Here is a 23048-nt window from a genome sequence, read left to right as displayed (position 1 = left end):
TCATGGCACAAAAGGAAACCTTATCATCTCTTACCCACGGCAATTTTGCTAAAGAACTTTCCATTTCCGATGGAAAACTACCTCCCAATGCAGTTGATCTAGAAAAAATTGTAATCGGTACTTTTCTTATTGACAAAAAAGGACTCGATTATTCCATTGACTTGCTGACTCCGGAAGTTTTTTACGATCCCAGACATCAAGTTATTTTTTCGACGATTGTCAAACTTTATTTGGAAAGTAAACCGGTGGATATGGTTACGGTGATCCAAGAGCTTAAAAAAAGTGAACAATTGGGGACAGCAGGAGGTGATCATTATATCATTGACCTCACCATGGGGGTTTCGTCCAGTGCGCATATCGAATATCATGTTCGAATTATCTTGGAAAAATTTATTCTAAGAAGCCTTATCAATGTATCCGCCAATGTTATCGACAGTTCATACAAAGAGTCAACCGATGTTTTTGAATTGTTGGACAAAGCCGAACAAAGTTTTTTTGAAATTACCAACGGAACCATCAAAAAAGGATTCGATACAGCGAATGATTTGGTAAAACAAGCCATAGAGTCCATCAAAGCCTTGAAAGACAAAGAAGGTCTTTCGGGGATTCCTTCGGGATTCACAAAATTGGATGAACTGACAGGCGGTTGGCAAAACTCGGACTTGATTATCATTGCAGCGCGTCCGGCGATGGGTAAAACGGCTTTTATCCTTTCCATGGCCAGAAATATTTCTGTACAACACAAAATTCCTTTGGCCTTATTCTCTTTGGAGATGGCATCTGTACAGTTGATTACGAGGATGATTTCTTCTGAAACCAATATTTCATCAGAAAAATTAAGAAAAGGAACCCTAACCGATGACGAATGGCAAAGGCTTTTCACCAATGTTTCTGAATTGGAAAATGCCCCATTGTACATCGACGAAACGCCATCGCTTTCCATATTTGACTTTCGTGCAAAAGCCAGAAGATTGGTGATGCAACATGGAGTGAAGATTATCATGGTCGACTATCTCCAGTTGATGACCGCCGGCGGAGGAAAAGGATCCGGAAACCGTGAGCAAGAAATCTCCATGATCTCTCGATCGTTGAAGGCCATTGCTAAAGAATTGAATGTCCCTGTCATTGCCCTTTCACAGTTGTCCAGATCGGTAGAGACCCGTTCTGCAACCAATAAAAGACCTCAGCTTTCCGACCTTAGGGAATCGGGAGCCATCGAGCAGGATGCCGATATTGTTTCCTTCATCTATAGACCGGAATATTATAAACTCGGAACTTGGGATAACGATCCGGAGGATGCACAAACTTCAACCGAAAACCAAGCCGAAGTCATTGTTGCAAAACACAGAAATGGATCTGTGGACGATGTTCGGTTGGCATTTTTAAAAACCATGGGTAAATTTGCCGATTTAGAAGCGCTTACCACTTACAATTACGGTTCTTCTAATTTTTCAGATCACAATGAGCCTTCTGGATTTGATAAAATTAGAACCACCATCGATCCTGGTGCTGCCTTCAATATGGGAGGAAATAACAACCTGAGTGCCTCATCCATGAACGATGACGACGATGAAGGAATGCCTTTCTAAGAAAATTGAATAGTACTGATACTTTCACAAAACAATTCATGAAAATAGAGATTTTCACCGATGGTGCATGTAGCGGAAACCCCGGAAAAGGAGGCTATGGAATCCTGATGAGGGTGGTGGGTAAAAATTATCAAAAAACCTACAGCTGTGGCTACAGAAAAACCACCAACAACAGAATGGAACTTTTGGCGGTCATTGTGGCTTTAGAAAACCTAAATTCCACGGGACACGATGTTCACATCTATACCGATAGTAAATATGTTGCCGATGCCATCAACCAAAAATGGTTATTGGGTTGGGTGAAAAAAGGTTTTAATAAGGTTAAAAATCCCGACCTGTGGAAAAGGTTTTATCCACTCTTCATTCAACATCAGCCAAAGCTGCATTGGATAAAAGGACACAATGGACATCCTGAAAATGAAATTTGTGACCAATTGGCCGTAAAGGCATCTCAGTCTGCACAATTAGAAATAGATCATTACTACGAACAACCTGAAGGCAACGGATTGTTTTGAAAGTCAAAAAATAAACAAGCCACCTCAGAAAAAGGTGGCTTGTTTTCAATTAGTTTTGGGTTAGATAGTCATAAACCAAAGTTGATTGAGCCTCGTCCAATTTTGCTTTTGGTGCCATAGACTTCATGATTCCCACCCATTTTTCAGCAGAATAATCTTTTGCTTTTGGCAAATCGTGACACTTACCACAAGATTTTTCAAAAAGCATTTTGCCTTCTGCTAATGCTTCTTTAGAAACTTTCTTGGTTGCAGCAGTTCCTGCTTGGGTCTTTGTTGTACACGACATTACAAAGGCAGTTGCCAAAACGGATAATACAAATAATTTTTTCATAACTTTCAAATTAAAACATTCTTTCAAATATATATATTATTTTTGTTTTGATGAAAGTTTCAACAAAAGATTTGTACCAAGGCATTATCAATGGAGATACCCGATTGTTGGGTAAAGCAATCACTTTGGTCGAAAGTAAAAAGCCAGAACACCGAGAACAAGCCGAAGATTTATTAAAGATGATTATGCCTCTCACCGGACAATCGGTTAGGATTGGTATTACTGGAGTGCCGGGTGCTGGAAAATCTACTTTTATAGAAAGTTTTGGACTTTTTGCCATAAAAAAAGGACTAAAAGTTGCGGTTTTGGCCATTGATCCCAGTTCTGCTCTCAACAAAGGTTCTATTTTGGGGGACAAAACCAGAATGGAAGAATTGGCAAAAGAGAAAAATGCCTTCATCCGTCCTTCTCCAAGTTCCGGATTTTTAGGCGGTGTTGCCAATACGACCTTTGAGACCATGTTGATTTGTGAAGCGGCAGGTTATGATTTTATCCTAATCGAAACCGTAGGTGTGGGACAAAGTGAAGTTTTGGTCTCCGATATTACTGATGTTTTTTTGTTTTTAAAAATTATTGGTGGAGGCGATGAGTTGCAAGGTATTAAAAGGGGGATTATGGAAATGGTAGATTTGATCTTCATCAACAAGGTCGATGATCAGAACATTCAAAAAGCCAAAAATACCAAGTTGGAATTGATGCGGGCCTTGCATTTTATACATCCTAAAGAAGAAAATTGGAAAATTCCTGTTTTGCTGGGATCGGCATTGGAGCATCGTGGTTTGGATGAGGTCTATGCTCAGATTGAAGCGTATATTCAGCTAAAAAAATCGACCGGTAGATTTGATGAGGTGAGAAAACTTCAGGCTGAAAAACGCTTTGATTATTGGGTGCAAGAGCTAATTTTACAGAAAACCAAAACCGGAAATTACGGAAGTTTGGATTATGAGCATCACAGAAAAAATGCTTCCAACCTTTTGGCCAATCCCAGTACAGAAGCGGCAGAGTTTGTTGAAAGCATTTTCAAAAAAATCTAATTATTTTTTAAATTTTTCGAGGTAGCCGTCGTAAGTGATCGGTTGTCTGTCGTTGGAGTCTACAGAAACCATTGCCGATCCTGAAGGGTATATTTCTATGCTGATTCTTCTGATTGCTGTATTGTCATTGGGCTCGATGGTGTAGATCATTTTACCGTTCTTTCCTACAGATTTTTTTAGATAAAAATCTTTTGATGCAAAACGATAACCGATTTCTAAAGGATTGGTAGAGGCTTTGTACGCTCTTCCAAAATAGGGTAAATTAACCTCCAGTAAATTTTTCTTTAGACTCAGCCCGTAACCGGTGCTCAATTCCAAAATTCGGGTAGCTGTAGAATTTGGAATGGAATTAATAGTATTGATCACTGCATAATTGGTAGGGTTGGCTCTTTTTGCAACAAATGAAAACTCATCGGATTGAATTGCTGTATTCAGTTCCTGGGGTTCCATATAGATTTGTGAAGCACAACTTTGAAGAAGTGCAATTGCAGAAAATATTAAGATGAATGTTCTTTTCATGAATAACACTGTTTTTTGGTAAAATCTTTTCTTAAAAAATTAACAACCTGAGATTGAGTTGCTTTGTAAAGCACAACAAATTTAATGCTAAACATCGGTCAAATCATGAAAAAGTGGAATAAATTTTGTTGATCGTGAGAAAATTATTAATTTAGAATCTTAAATACCGATTATGAAAAAAATAAAATTTTTTGGTTATGCATTGGCGTCAGTTGCATTGGTGTCGTGTGTTACCAATCCCATGACGGGCAGAAGTTCCTTACAAATTGGAAACAATGCAGAGCTAAGTACTATGGCTTTGAAAGAATACAACAATACGCTTTCTAAATCCAAAGTTATCAAAAATACCGCTGCGGCAAAGTCGGTGACCAATGTGGGTATGAGGATAAAAAATGCCGCCAACAATTATTATAAAAGTATCGGAAGGGAAGGGGATTTGGCCAATTACCAATGGGAATTTACTCTGATAGAGGACAAGCAACTGAATGCTTGGTGTATGCCGGGAGGTAAGGTTGCTGTGTACACCGGGATTTTGCCCATCACCAAAGACGATACAGGATTGGCTGTAGTGATGGGTCACGAAGTATCTCACGCTTTGGCAGGTCACGGAAACGAAAGAATTTCTCAAGCCATGATTGCCCAATATGGAGGTGCTATTTTGGGGGCGTCCATTTCCAATGCTCAATTACAAAGCATTTTCCAACAGGCGTATCCTATGGGTTCGCAAGTAGCGTTATTGGCTTACGGTCGAAAGCAAGAGTCGGAAGCCGACCAAATGGGCCTTTACCTAATGGCTATGGCGGGATACGATCCAAGACAAGCTGTACCTTTTTGGAACAGGATGGAAGCGGCGTCTAGTGGAGCTAATAAACCACCTGAATTTTTATCGACACACCCAGGTGCTGAAAACAGAATTGCCGGACTGAATGCCAATATGGCTAAAGCTTTGGAGTATTACAAAGCAGCAGGAGGAAAAATTAAATAAAAGCATTTAGAAGTTATCAGGCAAAATAATTTTCAAAGAATTATCAGAAAAGGAGTTAAAAATCTTAGGATTTTTACTCCTTTTTTCGTTGTGCCTAATGTGTCTAATGAATGTTGTTTTGTGTGAAAATCATCTTTTGGTTGGATGATAGGAATGTGTTTTTAATTAGATGTTTAATTATATTGATATTTTGATGGACTATTTGTAATTATTTTTAGTTAATATAAATTGATTTAATTCATTAATATCAACTTAAAGCTGATTAAATGTTAAAATTTAAAGTATATAGCAAGGGTATATTTAGATTTTTTTTACATTTGTTGAAGTTTAATAAAATATTAGCGATATGAAGAATTTTAATTTATTTCGAGGTTTTAGTCAAAACCTCAAGATGTACAGGCTGCGGCACACGGTTGTGTTGCTCTTAGCTCTGCTTGGTTCCCAGTTTTCCTGGGCACAACTTTATCCTGTTGCCGGTACCTGTACCGGTGGTATTGGGACTACTGTATATGCGCCCGCAAGTTCCACCAATTCGTTGTCCACCAGTAGACATGCGGTGATCTATCCTGCAAGCCAATTGTCCGGAATTGCAGGGCAAACATTGTCTTCTCTGTATCTTTGGAAGTTTACAACGGCAGATATGGTGGGAACACCGAATCTTAAGATTTATCTTAAAGAAACGACTGCAACGGATCTTGGTACAAGCGCAGTGGATTGGTCAACCGTTTCTACTGGAGCTACTTTGGTTTATGATGGAAATCCGGTTACTGCAACAGCTGGTGTTGCGGGATGGAAGCAATTGGTATTCTCTACCAATTTTCCGTTTACCTCAAGTACCAACAATTTAATGGTTTTGTTTGAGTATGTGAACACCGGGAATACGGTTAATACAACATGGGAATATGAATATACATCTCCTTGTGTAAATACATCAAACAACAATACAGGTAAGTATGTAACGACAACTACGGGTACACTTGGTACTTCATTGACATCTTCGAATTATAGAAGACCACGAATTGCTTTTGATTATTTGGTTTCTTGTCCTTGGCCTTCAGGATTGGGTGCTACGAGTATTACATCTAACTCTGCAACGGTGTCTTGGGTTGCTGGTGGTACGGAAACTTCATGGGATTATGCGGTTCAACCTGCAGGATCAGGAACTCCAACTTCGTTTTCAACAACTTCATCTTTAACAAACAATGTTAGTTCTCTTACTCCAGGAACCATTTATGAACTTTATGTAAGAGCAAAATGCGGTGGAACCAACGGAGATTCTGCTTGGAAAGGTCCTTTTACTTTTCAAACGGCTTGTGCGCCAATAACTTCTTTGTACGAAGGATTTGAAAATACAACGACAGGAAATTTTGTTCCAATCTGTTGGACAAGAATGGCGCCGGCTACTACTCCGGGGTCAATGTCTGTTTCTACGACTACACCGGCTGCTGGAACCAAAAATGTTTACCAATACGCATCTTCTACTCAGTCTCCGACCATTGTTGCTTTACCGGAAATGTCAAACATTAATGCAGGAACGCATTGGTTGAGATTAAAAGCGAGAGTATCAACAGCAAGTGGTACATTGAGTGTTGGTTATGTAACGGATGTAACGGATGTTGGAAGTTTTGTTACCATACAAGATTTGACCATCAACAACACCACATATACCACAGTTGATGCAGAATATACCGTTGCTATTCCTTCTTCCGTTCCAGCAGGAGCTCGTTTAGCAATTAAAAATGCAAATGATGGTAAATCCTACTATTGGGATGAGGTATTTTGGGAGCCTATCCCAACTTGTGTGAAGCCGACGGCTTTAGTAGCATCTGCAATAACTGATAATTCTGCAACAATATCTTGGACGGCTTCTGTTACACCTCCTGCAAACGGATACGATGTGTATTACAGCACTACGAATACTGCCCCAACAGCAACTTCTACTCCAAATATGAATGTTGCAGGGACATCCGCAAACCTAACTTCGCTTACGGACAATACCACCTATTATGTTTGGGTAAGAAGTGTGTGCAGCACGACTGATAAGAGTATTTGGAATGCGTTACCGAGTTTCGAAACGGCATGTCTTCCAATGACTTCATTGTATGAAGGATTTGAAACCACTGCAACGGGAAATAATGTCCCTGATTGTTGGGTGAGAATGGCGCCGGTTACTACTCCGGGATCGATGTCTATTTCTACGACTACTCCTGCTGCAGGTGTGAATAATGTATATCAATATGCTTCTGCAACTCAGAATCCTACCATTGTTGCCTTACCGGTATTTTCAAATGTAAATGCAGGAACGCATTGGTTAAGATTTAAAGCGAGAGCAACCACTACCGGAGGTACACTTTCTGTAGGTTATGTTACGGATATTTCTGATGTTGCAAGTTTTGTTTCTATTGAAGATTTAACCATCAACAATACAACTTATACAACTTCAGATGCTATTTATAAAGTTATAATTCCTACCACTGTACCTGCAGGTGCAAGATTGGCCATTAAAAATAAAAACGATGCAAAATCGTATTATTGGGATGAAGTGAATTGGGAACCAATTCCAACTTGTGTTGCGCCAACATCCTTAGGTGCATCTGCAATTACTGACAATTCTGCAACCGTTTCTTGGACTGCTTCTACTACGCCTCCAACCAATGGATACGATGTGTATTACAGCACTACCAATACAGCTCCGACAGCAACTACAACACCGTCAGTTAATGTTGCAGGTACTTCGGCTAATTTGACTTCTCTAACGGATAACACCACCTATTATGTTTGGGTAAGAAGCAATTGTGGTACAACCGATCAAAGTATTTGGGTAGCATTGCCAAGTTTCGAAACTTCTTGTTTGCCTGTGTCTTACATGTATGAAGGTTTTGAGACTACTGCATCAGGGAATTATGTTCCGGATTGTTGGGTGAGAATGGTTCCTGTATCCAGTCCGGGATCCATGACGATTACAACAACAACTCCAGCATCAGGAACTAAGAATGTATATCAATACACTTCTACTACAACCAATCCAGTTATTGTTGCCTTACCTGTATTTTCAAATATTAATGCTGGTACTCACAGACTAAGATTGAAAGCTAGGGTGTCTTCTGCTGGCGGAACTCTTTCTGTTGGCTATGTAACAGATGTGAATGATGTGAGTTCTTTTGTTTCTATTGAAGATTTAACCATCAATAATACGACTTATACCGATCCAACAGCGCAATACAATGTAATAATCCCTAACACAGTTCCTGCTGGAGCGAGGTTAGCCATTCATGGTAAAAACGATGCAAAATCCTATTATTGGGATGATGTTTATTGGGAGCCAAACTCAACTTGTGCTGAGCCTACTGCATTAACGGTAACAAGTACGACTACGACGACAGCGACATTGTCATGGACGGCTCCGGCTACAGCACCGGCAGAAGGATATGATGTGTATTATAGTTTGGTAAATACTGTACCTACTCCAAGCACGACTCCATCGGTCAATGTAACCACAACTACTGCAAACTTATCTTCATTGTCACCTAGTTCTATGTATTATGTGTGGGTAAGATCCAGATGTTCATCTACCGATCAAAGTCCATGGGTAGCTTTGCCAAGTTTTGCAACGGCTTGTGATGCGGTGAATTTACCTTATGTTCAAAACTTTGAATCGGTAACTACACCTGCATTGCCAACTTGTACCACCAACCAAAATGTTGGAACAGGAAACAATTGGGGTACAGTAGCAAGCCCAGGATATGGGTTTACAACGAATGCATTGATTTACAGTTATAATACATCAAATGCTGCTAATGTGTGGTTCTATACAGCAGGAATTAATTTGACAGCCGGTACAAACTATAAGATTTCATTTGATTATGGAAATAACAGCACCACATATGCTCCAGAGAAACTAAAAGTTGCTTTTGGTACTTCAGCGGTTGCAACAGCAATGACCACACAGATTGTTGATTTACCAAACATTAACCAAGCGGCATTGCAGTCAGGTACCTATACATTCACTGTACCTACAACAGGAGTGTACTATTTTGGATTCAATTGTTATTCTGATGCCGATAAATTTTATTTGTATGTAGATAACATAGCGGTAGATGTTAACAATCTAGCAACATCCGAAGTAGATACTAAAGACAGCATCAAGGTATATCCTAATCCTTTCCATGATGTAATTACCATTTCTGAAATTAGAAATGTAAAAACCGTTCATGTAATGGATGCTTCTGGAAGATTGGTGAAAACCATTGAGAAACCTACTGCACAATTGCAATTGGGTGATCTAAAATCCGGAATGTATATTTTACAACTGGCTCATAGAGACGGAACAACAACTTCTGTTAAAGTGATCAAAAAGTAAATATTTTTAACCAAATGTTAAGGAAGTTGCTCAAACTTGAGCAGCTTTTTTTGTTGCGTTTGTGTGTGTGATGTCCTTGAAAACATGATTAATAATAGGGAGAGCTAATTTTTCTCCATTGAGTTTAATAAATGCATATCTTTGCTGAGATTAAATTTAATGTAGATAGAATGAAAAATTTTAATTTAATTAAAGATTTCAAGATCAACAAGCTTCAAAATATGGCTATTTTGTTGATGACGATTTTGATGTCTCAATTCTCATGGGGCAGTTGTTTCCTGTGGGTGGAGCGTGTTATGCAACAACTCCATTAGTCAATGGCACTTATGCCATGGCGAGTAATAATGTGCCTCTTTCGACCAATAGAGTTGCAACAATTTATCCGGCAACTCAACTTGCGGGTATTGCGGGACAAACGCTAACCTCTCTTTATCTAAAAAAGATCACTGCAACAAATATTGGTGGTACTCCAAATTTTAAAGTGTATTTGAAAAATACATCAGCTCTTGATTTTGGTGATGCATCAGCAGATTGGACTACTTTAGTTACAGGAGCCACTTTGGTTTATAATAGCAATCCAGCAGTTGCAGCAGCAGGTCCTGCAGGTTGGAAGGAGTTTGTACTGTCGACCAATTTTAATTACACAACTGGTTCCAATTTAATGGTGCTTTTTGAATATGTAAATACAGGAAATACGACCAATGTTACTTGGGAGTACGAATGGAACAACCCTTGTGTGGATGTTACCAATGACAATACGACAAAAAATCAAACCAATAACGACGGAACCTTGCCTGATCTTCTAACAGCAACTAATTATAGAAGGGCTAAAATAGGATTTGATTATTTGGTATCTTGCCCAGCTCCAACAGCGCTAACTGCAAATAACATTACAACAAATTCTGCAACGGTATCTTGGACTGCAGGAGGTGCTGAAACTTCTTGGGATTATGTGGTGAAACCTGCCGGAACAGGTGTACCTACAACCTTTACCAATGTGAGTACCAATTCGGTTAATGTTAACTTGGCTCAAAATACCTATTATGATCTTTATGTTCGTGCAGCTTGTGGAGGTGCCAATGGGAATTCCGCATGGAAAGGACCGTTCACTTTCAAAACAGAATGTGCACCGGTAACTTCTTTATTTGAAGGGTTTGAAACTACAGCAACCGGAAATTATGTGCCGGATTGTTGGATTAGATTGGCTGCTCCTTCGGATTCCGGAAACCAAACCGTAACTACAACTTTGCCGGCAACAGGGACTAAAAATGTATCTCAATATGCTTCGGCTACTCAAACCCCGGTTATTGTAGTGTTGCCAGAATTGTCCAACATCAACGACGGAACTCACCGATTGAGATTGAAAGCAAGGGTAAATTCAGCAGGTGGTGGTACCTTGTCTGTAGGATACATCACCGATCTTACCGATATGCTCAGCTTTGTGGTGATTGAAGATTTGAACATCATGAATACCGTTTATTCAGTTCCAAATGCGGAATACAGTGTTGTTATTCCTGCAGCAAGCATTCCTGCCGGAGCAAGATTGGCCATTGTAAATAAAAATGATGGTAAAACATACTATTGGGATAATGTGTATTGGGAGCCGGTACCAACTTGTATAGAACCTACAGATTTGGTATCTTCTTCAGTAACGATGAACAGTGCCGTTCTTTCTTGGGCGCCTTCTGTAACGCCACCAGCACTAGGATACGATGTGTACTACAACACAACAGGTGTGGCTCCGGATGCAAGTACTTCAGCTTTGTTGAATGTGCCAACTGCAACCACTACTGCTAATTTAACCGGCTTAAATTCCGGTACAACTTATTATGTTTGGGTGAGATCTAAGTGTAGCGACACCGACAAATCGGTGTGGAAAGCTCTTCCTTCTCTTGCAACAGAATGCGGTGTAGGCAACTTACCGTATGTTCAGAATTTTGAATCTGCTGCTACTCCAGCACTTCCAAGTTGTACTACGAAACAAAATGCAGGTACAGGTAACAATTGGGTAACCATCAACAACCCTGGATACGGTTTCGGAACTAAAGCTCTAATGTATCCGTATAATATGGCAAATGATGCCAATGCATGGTTTTTTACCCAAGGTTTAAACCTTATGTCGGGTATAACTTACAGAGTAACATTTGATTATGGTAACGACGATGGTGTTAATTATACAGAAAAATTAAAAGTGGCTTTCGGAACAACGGCCGATGCTGCAGCCATGACGACTCAAATTGCAGACCTTCCGAGCATTTCAACGATTACATCACAAAATGCAACCTATACATTTACCGTTCCGGCTAACGGAATCTATTTTGTAGGATTCAATGCGTATTCCGATGCCGATAACTCAAATTTATTCTTGGATAACATTAATATTGAAGTAGATCCTTTGTCAACAGACGAAGTGAATGCAAAAGATGCCATCAAAGTATATCCGAATCCTTTCCATGATGTGGTGAATATTTCTGATGTGAAATCTGTTAAAAACATCCAAGTTTTGGATGCGACAGGCAGATTGGTGAAGGCTTTCGATAGACCAAGTACACAACTTCACTTGGGTGATTTGAAATCAGGATTGTATATCTTGAAGCTTCAGCACAAAGATGGAACCACGACTTCATTAAAAGTGATGAAGAAATAATTTTTAGATCAAATCAACGATCGAATAAACCACTCGAATAGAGTGGTTTTTTTATTATTAATTTTGATGACCATTCAGAAGTTTCGTTAAATTATTTAAAGGTATTGCAATGTCTTTCAAATTAGATTTCGTTTGTTTCTGTGGCTTGTAGACATTCACACTAAATAAAAACACCTGACTTCCACAAAAGTCAGGTGTTGTATTTTTTGGTGAAATTGAATTTTATTTCGCTTCAACACAAAAAATTCTGTATTGGATGGGTACGGCTGTATTGTACTGTTTTCTAATGCTTTTAAGATCAGATGCAGCGCTGGTTTTTGTAAAATAACTGCCTGCTAAAATTTTATAATTTGGCCTAAGTGAAGCGTCGATCTCTACTTTGAGGTATGGGAATTTAGTACGGAAGTCACTTCGTATTTTATTCGCCTCATCGTTGGATTTTACGACGACTACTTGAATTTTAAAGCCAGAAATTCTTGGGTTTTTTCGACAGATTTCTTCGTTGGTCAGCGCTCTATTGGGAACAACGATTTTATTGTTCTCTTTTGTACCATTTTCGAAATTTGGGTTTCTGTCTTTTTTGTCCAGGCATTTTTCTTCCAAATCGGAAAGTTCATTGGATATTTTTGTGTCCATGGTCATGATCAATTCCGTCCCGTTCAAAGTGTCTCTCTTTGTAACTTGTTGGGCACTAGACAGGTGAGAGATTAGTGCTAAAGCAATAAAAAATGTTCTTGAAATAATTTTCATCTAAATCTTTTTCGCAAAATTATAATAAATAAAATATATGACAGTGATAGTTATTTAGAATAGTTATAAATTAGCCTTTCGGATAGAATTGTCATATTTTGTTACTGTTAAATATCTGTTAAAAGTGTTACTTTTGCGCAATTGATTATATACTCAATTTTTTCTAACCCAAGATTTAATAAATGATTAGTTGGAGTAAGCATTACAAAAAAGGATTGTTGGCAATAGGTTTGTTGCTAGCAACTACTGCTTCTATCTATGCGCAAGGAGATGCGAAAAATGGAGAGAAACTCTTCAAGGCAAACTGTGCTGCTTGTCACGCTTTGGACAAGCAATTGGTTGGCCCTGCATTAGGCGGTGTTGTAGATAAGGTAAAAAAGGAGCAAAACCTTGATGAAGCATGGTTCATCAAGTGGATTAAAGACAATAAAGCTTTAAGAGCATCTGGCGACAAGTATGCCAATGAGCTTTATGAAAAATTCAATAAGGTTGAGATGACTGCCTTCCCGAGTCTTTCGGATCAGGACATCAAAGACATTCTTGAGTACACGACTAACCCACCAAAAGAGGAACCTAAAGCAGAAGATGCTGCCGGTGCTGCTTCAGCAGATCAAGGGTCTAGTGCGGATCTAGAAAAAGAAAGACAAGGGAAGAATGATGGCTTAATCATTTTTGCTTCCTTGTTGGCAATCGGTGGATTGTTAATTTGGTTACTCATTAAACTAAGAGGTTTGGTGAAATTGCAACAAACCGATGAGTTGGGAGGCCTTAACGATAACCGTGTAACTTCTTTTGCAGATTTTTACAAAAAATACAACGGTGTTGGCAAACTTGCCCTTACATTGTTGGCGGTATTTGCATTCTACGGAGTTTGGAACTGGTTAATGTGGATCGGTGTCTATAAAGGATACCAACCGGAACAACCCATTCATTTCTCACACAAAATTCACGCTGGAGAAAATAAGATCGACTGTCAAATGTGTCACACCGGTGCCAAGTACGGCAAGGTGTCCGAAATTCCGTCCATGAATGTGTGTATGAACTGTCACCGTATGATTTCTGAATACAACGGTAAATATATGGAGCCTGGAAAAGATAAAGCATTCTACGATGGAGAGATCCAAAAGATCTATGCTGCAACAGGATGGGATCCGTCAAAACAAATGTACACGGGTAAAACAAAACCAGTGGAATGGGTGAGAATCCATAACATGCCGGATTTCGTTTATTTTAACCACTCTCAGCATGTTGTTGCAGGCGAGCAAGCAATCATTAATTCATACAACAAGAAAAATCCAAACGACCAAATCGATACGGTATGTAAAGCATGTCACGGTAAGGTAGATACAATGAATGTGGTACAAATGGCAAACGACTTCACCATGGGATGGTGTATAGAATGTCATAGAACAACAGAAGTTGATATGAACAACGGTTATAATAAAGAGTACTTCAAGAATCTACACGACAAACTTGCGAAGCAATATCCTGCTTCTGGTGGTAAAGTTACAGTAGATGCTATTGGAGGTCTTGAGTGTGGTAAATGTCATTATTAATAACTAAAAATTAGAAGTATCAATGGCTTCAAATAAAATACAATTCAGAAGTATCCACGAACTACAAGATCCAACTTTGACAAAAAGATTGGCTCAGAAGGAATTTCATGACGAAATTCCAGTGGATGAAATCAGAAGTGGTGATAAGAACAGCCCTGTAAATACAACCAGAAGAGATTTCCTAAAACTTTTAGGTTTCTCTACTGCAGCCGTTACATTGGCCGCTTGCGAAGCACCAGTTGTGAAAACTATACCTTATGTCGTAAAACCTCACGATGTAATCCCGGGAGTTGCTAATTATTTCGCATCTACTTATTTTGATGGTGCCGATTTTGCAAGTGTCTTGGTGAAAACAAGAGAAGGAAGACCAATCAAGATTGAAGCAAACCCTGCAGCAAACGAATTGGGTAAAACCAATGCAAGAGCTCAAGCTAGTGTATTGTCTCTTTATGATAACGATAAGGTAAAACAACCAAAACTAAACGGAAAAGACGAAACTTTCGACAAGGTTGATGACGAAGTTCTAAAAGCATTAAACAATGCCGGAACTTCAGGGAAAAAGATTGTGGTTCTTTCTCACTCTTTTGCTTCTCCAACTTTCAAGAAGTTGTTCGGCGATTTCAAAACAAAATATCCAAGTGCAGAACTTGTTACTTATGATGCCCTACCTCACGCTGCAAATCTAGATGCTGCGCAAGAAGTTTTCGGTCAAAGAGCCTTACCGGTTTATGACCTAACAAACTCAGAATTGGTGGTGTCTTTCCAAGCGGATTTCTTAGGAGATTTCAATGCTCAAAGTTTAGAGTCTTCTTATGCCGCTGCAAGAGTACCTGGAGAAAACATGTTGGAGCATATCCAAATCGAGTCTAATTTGTCTCTAACTGGAGCCAACTCCGACACAAGAATTCCTCTTAAACCAAGTGCGGTTAATAAACTTTTAGTTGAAGTGTACAACGGACTTAATGGAGGGACTTCGGATAAAGTAGCCGCTGATTTAGTAAAAAGATTACAAGAGAAGGGAAACAAAGCAGTTGTTTTGGCAGACGGCTCTAAAGCAGCCATCGTACTTTCTCATTTGATTAATCAAAAGTTGAATTCTACAGCTTTCACAGGTAAAGCTAATTTCTTAAAAGAATTTGACGGAGCTAGATACCAAGAATTCTTAGGCTGGATGAATGCCGGTCAAGTAGGAGTGTTAATCGCAAATAATGTAAACCCAATCTACTCCAGCAACAAAGGTGAAGACTTCAAAAAAGCGCTTTCCAAAGTAGGTTTCGTAATGTCTTTCTCTGAGAAAAAGAACGAAATGTACGACGCTTCTAAAGTCGTAATTCCTGTTGCTAACTGGTTAGAGTCTTGGGGAGATATTGCTCCACAAACGGGTGCTTATTCATTAATGCAGCCAACCATTCAAAAGATTTTCAAACCAAGACAGTTGGAAGAATCTCTATTGGTGTGGATTAATGGTAAAGGAAGTGAGCTAAATAATTATTATGATTATTTAAAGACCAATGCAACTACATTACTAGGAGCTACACCATTTAACCAAGCATTATATAACGGATTCAATGCAGGTGGTGTTGCTACAACATTGGCTTATTCCGGTGGTAATGCTGCTCAAGCTGTAGCGGATTTAGGAAACTTCAAAGCTTCAGAATTCGAATTAAAATTATATACAAAAACTGCAATTGGTGACGGTACACAATCCAACAACCCTTGGTTGCAAGAATTACCAGATCCAATTTCACGATTGTCTTGGGATAACTACCTAACCATTTCCCCAGCAGATGCTAAAACTTTAGGATTGTCAAACGATCTTAACGGTAGAATGCAATTGAATGGTGATTTGGTAACACTTACCGCAGGGAATGTTAAATTAGAAAATATTCCAGTTTTTATACAACCGGGTCAAGCGCAAGGATCACTAGGTCTTGCCTTGGGTTACGGTAAGAAAAGCTCTGGTAAAGTTGCTGCTACAGGTATCAATGCATATCCTTTGTTCGATGGAAATAATTTGGTCGTTACCAATGTTAAAATCGAAAAAACAGGTTCTGGACATGAGTTTGCCGGAATGCAGCTTCAAAATACAGTAATGGGTCGTTATGACATCGCAAAAGAAGTATCTTTAGCAGATTTCATCAATGTACCTTTCAACGATCCTAAAAACGGATGGAACAAACCAATCGAATACCATACAATTACGGGTCAGGCTACTGCAGCAAGAAAAATTGACCTTTGGAATTCTTATGACGATACCGACGGTCCACACTTCAACATGTCTGTAGACTTAAATGCTTGTACAGGATGTGGTGCTTGTGTCATCGCTTGTCAAGCAGAAAACAATGTACCTGTTGTTGGTAAAGACGAGGTAAGAATGTCCAGAGATATGTATTGGTTGAGAATCGACCGTTACTATTCTGCTGTAAGAAAAATTCAACCTGCCGAAGCCGTAGCTGAAGGTTTGGATGTACCAGGAATGTACGGTCATGCTTTCGATAAAGAAAGTGGTATCTTGAACCACCCTGCGGACAACCCTGATGTAATCTTCCAACCGGTAATGTGTCAGCACTGTAACCACGCACCATGTGAAACGGTTTGTCCAGTTGCGGCAACTTCTCACGGTAAGCAAGGTCAAAACCAAATGGCATACAACAGATGTGTGGGTACAAGATATTGTGCAAACAACTGTCCATACAAAGTAAGAAGATTCAACTGGTTTACTTATAATTTGAATGATAAATTCGATTATAACCAAAACAACGATCTAGGAAGAATGGTATTGAATCCGGATGTTGTGGTAAGAACCAGAGGGGTTATGGAAAAATGTTCTATGTGTATCCAAATGACACAACAGACCATTTTGGAAGCTAAGAAAGACGGTAGAAAAGTAGAAGACGGAGAATTCCAAACTGCTTGTTCTAAAGCGTGTTCTACTGGTGCAATCCAGTTCGGTGATATGAATGATAAATCTTCTCATGTGAGAAAACTTTTCGCAAGCAACAGAAGATATATCTTGTTAGAAGAAATTGGTACCAAACCAAATGTATTCTACCATACGAAAGTGAGAAATAGAAAAGAAAATAAAGTTTAAATAATAAATAGGTAAAAAATGTCAGGACATTACGAAGCTCCGATAAGGGAACCTTTAATTATTGGTCACAAGACTTATCATGATATCACGGAAGATATCGCAAGACCTATAGAAGAAAGAGCAGGCAAATTGTGGTGGGTATCACTATATGCTGCCTTAGTACTTTTCATCTATGGATTTGGTTGCATCGCTTACACTATCGGTACTGGTATTGGAGCATGGGGACTAAACAGAACCAACAACTGGGGTTGGGATATTACTAACTTCGTTTGGTGGGTAGGTATTGGTCACGCCGGAACCTTGATCTCTGCGGTATTGTTATTATTTAGACAAAGATGGAGAATGTCCGTTAACCGTTCTGCGGAAGCGATGACAATCTTTGCGGTAGTACAAGCAGCCATCTTCCCGGTTATTCACATGGGTAGAGTTTGGGTAGGATATTGGGTATTCCCAATCCCGAACCAATACGGTACTTTGTGGACCAACTTCAACTCTCCATTACTTTGGGATGTATTTGCAATCTCTACTTATTTCTCAGTATCAACCGTATTCTGGTTCATGGGATTGATCCCTGACTTTGCGATGATCAGAGATAGAGCAAAAACACCTTGGACTAAAAAGATTTATACTTTATTAGCATTCGGTTGGGGTGGAAAAGCAAAACATTGGCAAAGATTCGAAGAATTATCTTTGGTATTGGCAGGTCTTGCAACTCCACTAGTATTCTCGGTACACACAACGGTATCCTTTGACTTTGCTACTTCAGTAATCAAAGGTTGGCACTCAACCATCTATCCTCCATACTTCGTTGCCGGAGCAATCTTCTCTGGATTCGCGATGGTACAAACATTATTGTTGGTGGCTAGAAAGGTGTGTAACCTGGAAGATTACATCACCATGTATCACATAGAGATCATGAACATCGTAATCGTTGTAACCGGTGGTATGGTAACTGTAGCTTATGCTACCGAGTATTTCATCGGATGGTATTCGGGATCACGATACGAAGATTTTACATACCTATCTCCAGGTGCAGCAACTGGACCTTACTGGTGGGCTTTCTGGGCGTTGATTATTTGTAACTTAGTTGTTCCTGCATCTTTCTGGTTCAAAAAACTAAGAACTAATATCTTCTGGACTTTCTTCGTGGCATTGATCATCAATATCGGTATGTGGTTCGAAAGATTTGACATCATCGTAATCAACATTTCTAGAGATTATTTACCATCGACTTGGACCATGTTTATGCCAACCATTATTGATGTTGGAGTTTACTTAGGAACAATAGGATTCTTCTCCGTATTATTCCTACTTTACGCAAGAACATTCCCTGTAATTGCACAGGCTGAATTGAAATCTATTTTGAAAATGTCAGGTGAAACCTATAAAGCAAAAGAAGGAGATGAGCACCACTAAAATTGTATACGGCTTATACGCCGACGATGATGATTTGATGCAAGGCGTAAAATCATTTAGAGAAAAAGGAATTGAAATTAATGAAGTTTATACTCCTTTTCCTGTTCACGGGCTTGATAAAGCTTTAGGACTTAAGAAGACCAGACTTTCTGACGCTGCTTGGTGTTATGCAGTTTACGGAATTTTAATCGGTATTCTATCCACTTGGTACATGATGAACCACGATTGGCCTCAAAATATTGGTGGTAAACCTGCTTTTACTTGGGGGGAGAATATGCCAGCTTTCGTAGTTCCAATGTTCGAATTAATGGTATTTTGTGCTGCACACATGATGTCTTGGACTTTCTTAGTAAGAAATAAAATGTATCCTGGTTGTCCACCACAAAACCCAGATCCAAGAACAACCGACGATAAATTTCTAATGGAAATTGTTACCGACAATGTGGATGCTGTAAAACAATTATTTGTTGAAACCGGAGTTGAAGAAATAACCGTAAAAGATGCTTAATATGAAAAATAATATTTTAAAAATAGGAGCTGTCTTAGGTGTAACTACTGTTTTACTTAATTCTTGTGGACCAAAAGACAATCCACCGTTGGTGTACTTCCCAGATATGTATTTTCCGGTAGCGTACGATCCATTGCAAAAAGCTGAAGATGCTTATTCTAAACACGAAAACTCAATTCCTGCTTTTGTAAAAAATGATTTTGCTACAGGATTGGTATCTGTTGATGGAACGGTATCTCAAAATAAAGATGGAGTAGTAGATGTGAATTCATCTAAAATGATGAAAGCCGATGTTTATAACGCAGGTTATGATGCTGCAAAATTGACAACTTCTTCACCTCTTAATCCTGCAAACCAGGAAAAAGACATCGAAAGAGGTAAGAAATTATTTAACCAAGTCTGTGCTGCTTGCCACGGAGAAGCAGGTGACGGACAAGGTAGTATTGTACAAGGAGGTGCTTATGCAGGTGTTCCTAACTACAAAGATAGAGAGCTTACCATAGGCGCTGTACATTATGTACTTAGCCACGGTAAAAATGCCATGGGATCTTTTGCTGGGCAACTTCAACCGGGTGACCGTTGGAGAGTCGCCATGTATGTGATGAGTGCTTTTAAAGGAGGATTAAATCCTGCGCCTGCAACTGCTGCAGCTCCTGCTGCAACTACAGAAGCGGCTCCTGCGGAAGCGAGTGATAAACCTGCAACTAAATAACTAAAAGAATTTTAAAATGTACACATTTTCACCTAAATTAAGATTAATATCGATTATACTGATTGTTCTAGGGTTAGTTCTTTTTGGAGCAGGTTATATGATGAACCACGGTTTGTTAGGAGACGAAGCTAAAATCACCCATTTGATGGAAACGGTTCATGCCAACGGACACAATGCACCAACGCATTCTAGTGAAATGAACGGAGGACATGATGCTGCATCTCATATCGAACATGTAAAGCATCAAATTGCCAACGAACCTTTATCTGCAATTCATTTTGTAGCAGTTTTCCTTTTCGGATTAAGTGCCGCAGCAATGTTTTTCTATAGCATTCAGCATGTCGCTCATGCAGGATGGTCCATCATTATTACCAGAGTAATGGAAGCCGTAGGTTCTTTCATGCCTTGGGCAGGTGGCGTATTGATTATCATTGCGATTTTGAATGCTGCTCATTTTGGTCATCTTTTCCACTGGATGGATCCGGCTTTGGTTGATCCTAATTCACCAGAATTTGATCCATTGATTTTCGAAAAGAAAAAATTCTTAAATGTACCTTTCTATGTGATTAGAACCTTAATCTATGTAGTAGGAGGATCTTTCTTCGTATGGAAGTTGAAGTCTTTAACTAAAAAAATGGACGAAACAAAATCCAGAGAAGTTTATAAGAAAATTTACAGCTGGTCTGTAGGCTACATCGCTTTCTTCGGATTTTGCTCTGCAGCTTGGGCTTGGGATTGGTTGATGTCCATCGACCCACACTGGTATTCTACCATGTATATTTGGTATGCTTTAGTAAGCTGCTTAGCTGCTGCAATTGCTGTGATCATCATCATTTCTGTTTATTTGAAGAGAAAAGGATTTTTACCTCAATTCAACGACAACCACTTACACGACTTAGGTAAGTTCTTATTTGCATCTTCAATGCTTTGGACATACACTTGGTTCTGTCAGTTTATGTTGTATTGGTATGCCGATGTACCGGAAGAAGTTAACTATTTCTTAGGACGATTTGAATACTATCCACAATTGTTCTTGCCAAGTTTAATTCCAGCTTTCCTAATTCCATTAATTGTAATGGTGAGCTCAAGCATTAAGAGAAATTACAAAGTGGTCGTTACCATGGCCGTGGTAGTAATCTTTGGACAATTAATCACGCACTTCCTAATGGTAATGCCAGGAACAGTAGGTCCATTCTGGAACTTCGGATTGTTAGAAATCGGTTCTGTAGTTTTCTTTGCAGGTTTATTCATCTTCGTAGTGTTGACAGCATTGTCAAAAATGAAGCTGATCCCTTCAGGAAACCCATTCCTACACGAATCAATCATTTTCGAATATCCATTCTAAGACTGATTTTACATCCAAATACAAAGCCCGATTTTTTCGGGCTTTTTTTATTTAATTTTTTTTGTGAAAGTTTTAAAAAATAATGTAATTTTGTAACGATGAAAAAAGAAGTTACAATAAAGTAACAAAAACAAAACACAATTTCAATGGATAATGCACGATATCTTGAAAGAGATGTGCTTCAGATTTTCTTAGTTACTTTTAGGGTGACTTCCTTTTTCATTCCCTCTACAATTGTTTTTAAAAAATATGGAGGCGGAATAACATCAAAAGCAAGCAAAACCTTAAGTAATTTTATTACTTTTCCTTTCCGCCTCTTCTTTTATTAATCGATTGTTTAGTTTTTATCTTTGATTAAAACTATAAAATTATATATTTGCAAAAATTTCTGGAGGCGGAGACATCAAAAGCAAGCAAAACCTTAAGTAATTTCATTACTTATTTATCCGCCTCCTTTCAATAATCCTTTTTCTTTTCGTTGTACAATTAAGCATTTTTCATATTTTTGTATTCTACATGCCCATTTATTTTGAAATTTCTGTAAATGGTTAAAGTGTTGAATATTTTAAATATGAAAAAATTAATCCCTTATTTGTTTCTTCTTTTTTTATTGGTTTCTTGTAAAAAAGACCGTGTAGATGCCAGCAGTACTCAAGCTTTTCAGTCCAGTATCAACGATATGGCATCTTCGCTAACCACTTTGCAGCAAATAAAGTTCAATGAAGCGCTTTATATCCTCAAAAAGTTTGCTGTTAACGGAGACGATGATATTACAGAACTGAAGCAACTCTCTAAATTACTTAACGGTAAAAATGTAGAAGAAATTCTAAGTTTGGCCGATCAAACGGCTCAAAAAAATGGAATGGATTGGACAAGCTCCGGGCCTCCTTCTCTTGGTGAAATGAATATTTTCGGAAATGTTACCGCAAGTGAAGTCGACAAAAATGATGTAGAGGCATCGTCTCTAAACATCGACATCGTGCCTGTAGGTAGTGATAGCCTGGGAGTGAAAGCTTTAAAAGTAGTTCCTCGATTGGTGGATCAGGCCAATAAAGAAATCGAGTTTTCTGATGCAGGTTTAGAAACTTTAATGGAAGTGTACAGTGGCGGAAGCAAAATATCAACCTCCAAAAACATCATGTCCGATAACCATTTTAGAGGTTTTTATTTGAATTTTTCTTCAATACCTCAAGACAAGATTTTTGATAATAAAATTGACATTAAAGTCAGTATTAAAACAACAAAGAAAACGTATCAATTAACCAAAACAGGTATTTCTATCAATCCTGATGCTTTACAAAAACCAAAAGTTGTGGTCTCCGATTCTACAGCACTTCCAACAGAAGTGGTGCCAGAAGTGGTTCGGCCTGTTGCAGATCCTAAAAATTCGGTATCTAAATTTTTGAGTAATCTAAATGCACAAAATTTAAAGGCGGCTTACGAAGGATCTCAGAATCCAAATTGGGGTTCGTATGAATCATTTTCCAATACCACTTCCGGTTTTGGAGCTGTAAAATCCCTCTCTGTAAAATCACTTTCAACCAATTCTACATCAGCAACAACTTCTACAGTTAATGCATCTTACGATGTAACCGATAAAAATGGAAAAACAACCTCGTTGCAAGTGGTTTTCGGTCTGAAAAATGTTAACGGTGATTGGAAAATTGTTTCGTATCAAATTCAATAAAAT

General features: G+C 38.7%; 16 protein-coding genes. 13 read left to right on the top strand and 3 right to left on the bottom strand.

The features are described from left to right. Positions 1-2 precede the first annotated feature (2 nt). Entirely contained in the window at positions 3-1589 is a 1587-nt protein-coding gene (dnaB, locus tag EIY84_RS03035; RefSeq protein ID WP_124640385.1) for a replicative DNA helicase, read from the top strand. Between the two features lie 38 nt (positions 1590-1627). Then, positions 1628-2104 (top strand): ribonuclease HI, encoded by a 477-nt coding sequence (rnhA, locus tag EIY84_RS03030; protein ID WP_124640383.1) that lies wholly within the window; start codon positions 1628-1630, stop codon positions 2102-2104. A 49-nt stretch (positions 2105-2153) separates the two neighbouring features. Here rnhA and EIY84_RS03025 read toward each other — a convergent pair whose 3' ends face one another. Then, a complete protein-coding gene (locus EIY84_RS03025; protein WP_124640381.1) occupies positions 2154-2435 on the bottom strand; it encodes a cytochrome C in 282 nt (93 codons plus the stop codon). Between the two features lie 50 nt (positions 2436-2485). On the opposite strand from EIY84_RS03025, the gene meaB reads away from it, so the two are divergent. Continuing rightward, the gene (gene meaB, locus EIY84_RS03020) at positions 2486-3469 is read left to right on the top strand and encodes a methylmalonyl Co-A mutase-associated GTPase MeaB (protein ID WP_124640379.1); all 984 of its coding nucleotides are present in this window, start codon (positions 2486-2488) and stop codon (positions 3467-3469) included. Here the strand turns inward: meaB and EIY84_RS03015 are convergent, their stop codons facing one another. Continuing rightward, entirely contained in the window at positions 3470-3988 is a 519-nt protein-coding gene (locus tag EIY84_RS03015) for a DUF4251 domain-containing protein (protein ID WP_124640377.1), read from the bottom strand. Between the two features lie 172 nt (positions 3989-4160). Here EIY84_RS03015 and EIY84_RS03010 point away from each other — a divergent pair, with 172 nt between their 5' ends. The 3 genes from EIY84_RS03010 to EIY84_RS03000 all read left to right on the top strand — a co-directional run bounded on the left by EIY84_RS03010 (position 4161) and on the right by EIY84_RS03000 (position 11980). Next, positions 4161-4973: a M48 family metallopeptidase gene (locus EIY84_RS03010; protein WP_124640376.1), complete on the top strand. Its 813-nt coding sequence runs from the start codon at positions 4161-4163 to the stop codon at positions 4971-4973. A gap of 346 nt (positions 4974-5319) precedes the next feature. Continuing rightward, complete coding sequence (locus tag EIY84_RS03005; protein WP_124640374.1) at positions 5320-9333, top strand: fibronectin type III domain-containing protein; 4014 nt, start codon at positions 5320-5322, stop codon at positions 9331-9333. Positions 9334-9595: 262 nt separating this feature from the next. Next, positions 9596-11980: a fibronectin type III domain-containing protein gene (locus EIY84_RS03000; protein WP_124640372.1), complete on the top strand. Its 2385-nt coding sequence runs from the start codon at positions 9596-9598 to the stop codon at positions 11978-11980. Positions 11981-12202: 222 nt separating this feature from the next. Here EIY84_RS03000 and EIY84_RS02995 read toward each other — a convergent pair whose 3' ends face one another. Next, complete coding sequence (locus tag EIY84_RS02995; RefSeq protein ID WP_124640370.1) at positions 12203-12730, bottom strand: SPOR domain-containing protein; 528 nt, start codon at positions 12728-12730, stop codon at positions 12203-12205. 182 nt (positions 12731-12912) lie between these two features. On the opposite strand from EIY84_RS02995, the gene EIY84_RS02990 reads away from it, so the two are divergent. From EIY84_RS02990 to EIY84_RS02960, 7 genes are all read left to right on the top strand, one after another. After that, positions 12913-14286: a c-type cytochrome gene (locus EIY84_RS02990; protein WP_124640368.1), complete on the top strand. Its 1374-nt coding sequence runs from the start codon at positions 12913-12915 to the stop codon at positions 14284-14286. 22 nt (positions 14287-14308) lie between these two features. Further along, positions 14309-17377, top strand: coding sequence for a TAT-variant-translocated molybdopterin oxidoreductase (locus tag EIY84_RS02985; protein ID WP_124640366.1), 3069 nt, complete (start codon positions 14309-14311; stop codon positions 17375-17377). Between the two features lie 18 nt (positions 17378-17395). Beyond that, positions 17396-18793 carry an NrfD/PsrC family molybdoenzyme membrane anchor subunit gene (nrfD, locus tag EIY84_RS02980; RefSeq protein WP_124640364.1) on the top strand — a complete coding sequence of 466 codons (1398 nt, stop codon included), beginning with the start codon at positions 17396-17398 and terminating at the stop codon, positions 18791-18793. Then, the gene (locus tag EIY84_RS02975; protein WP_124640361.1) at positions 18780-19301 is read left to right on the top strand and encodes a DUF3341 domain-containing protein; all 522 of its coding nucleotides are present in this window, start codon (positions 18780-18782) and stop codon (positions 19299-19301) included. Before nrfD ends, EIY84_RS02975 begins: the two co-directional genes overlap by 14 nt. After that, complete coding sequence (locus tag EIY84_RS02970) at positions 19294-20013, top strand: c-type cytochrome (protein WP_124640359.1); 720 nt, start codon at positions 19294-19296, stop codon at positions 20011-20013. Before EIY84_RS02975 ends, EIY84_RS02970 begins: the two co-directional genes overlap by 8 nt. Before the next feature lie 16 nt (positions 20014-20029). After that, positions 20030-21358, top strand: coding sequence for a quinol:cytochrome C oxidoreductase (locus tag EIY84_RS02965; protein ID WP_124640357.1), 1329 nt, complete (start codon positions 20030-20032; stop codon positions 21356-21358). A 571-nt stretch (positions 21359-21929) separates the two neighbouring features. Next, positions 21930-23045 carry a hypothetical protein gene (locus tag EIY84_RS02960; protein ID WP_124640355.1) on the top strand — a complete coding sequence of 372 codons (1116 nt, stop codon included), beginning with the start codon at positions 21930-21932 and terminating at the stop codon, positions 23043-23045. Positions 23046-23048 lie beyond the last annotated feature (3 nt).

This window comes from Amniculibacterium aquaticum, assembly GCF_003852705.1.
GTDB classification, from domain to species: Bacteria; Bacteroidota; Bacteroidia; order Flavobacteriales; family Weeksellaceae; genus Amniculibacterium; species Amniculibacterium aquaticum.
Note: the sequence above shows the minus strand (reverse complement) of the source record. Positions and strands in the feature narration are given on the sequence as shown.

Coding starts and splice junctions, on each gene's coding strand:
- dnaB (WP_124640385.1), top strand. CDS start 3: ATGGCACAAAAGGAAACCTTATCATCTCTTACCCACGGCAATTTTGCT.
- rnhA (WP_124640383.1), top strand. CDS start 1,628: ATGAAAATAGAGATTTTCACCGATGGTGCATGTAGCGGAAACCCCGGA.
- EIY84_RS03025 (WP_124640381.1), bottom strand. CDS start 2,435: ATGAAAAAATTATTTGTATTATCCGTTTTGGCAACTGCCTTTGTAATG.
- meaB (WP_124640379.1), top strand. CDS start 2,486: ATGAAAGTTTCAACAAAAGATTTGTACCAAGGCATTATCAATGGAGAT.
- EIY84_RS03015 (WP_124640377.1), bottom strand. CDS start 3,988: ATGAAAAGAACATTCATCTTAATATTTTCTGCAATTGCACTTCTTCAA.
- EIY84_RS03010 (WP_124640376.1), top strand. CDS start 4,161: ATGAAAAAAATAAAATTTTTTGGTTATGCATTGGCGTCAGTTGCATTG.
- EIY84_RS03005 (WP_124640374.1), top strand. CDS start 5,320: ATGAAGAATTTTAATTTATTTCGAGGTTTTAGTCAAAACCTCAAGATG.
- EIY84_RS03000 (WP_124640372.1), top strand. CDS start 9,596: ATGGGGCAGTTGTTTCCTGTGGGTGGAGCGTGTTATGCAACAACTCCA.
- EIY84_RS02995 (WP_124640370.1), bottom strand. CDS start 12,730: ATGAAAATTATTTCAAGAACATTTTTTATTGCTTTAGCACTAATCTCT.
- EIY84_RS02990 (WP_124640368.1), top strand. CDS start 12,913: ATGATTAGTTGGAGTAAGCATTACAAAAAAGGATTGTTGGCAATAGGT.
- EIY84_RS02985 (WP_124640366.1), top strand. CDS start 14,309: ATGGCTTCAAATAAAATACAATTCAGAAGTATCCACGAACTACAAGAT.
- nrfD (WP_124640364.1), top strand. CDS start 17,396: ATGTCAGGACATTACGAAGCTCCGATAAGGGAACCTTTAATTATTGGT.
- EIY84_RS02975 (WP_124640361.1), top strand. CDS start 18,780: ATGAGCACCACTAAAATTGTATACGGCTTATACGCCGACGATGATGAT.
- EIY84_RS02970 (WP_124640359.1), top strand. CDS start 19,294: ATGCTTAATATGAAAAATAATATTTTAAAAATAGGAGCTGTCTTAGGT.
- EIY84_RS02965 (WP_124640357.1), top strand. CDS start 20,030: ATGTACACATTTTCACCTAAATTAAGATTAATATCGATTATACTGATT.
- EIY84_RS02960 (WP_124640355.1), top strand. CDS start 21,930: ATGAAAAAATTAATCCCTTATTTGTTTCTTCTTTTTTTATTGGTTTCT.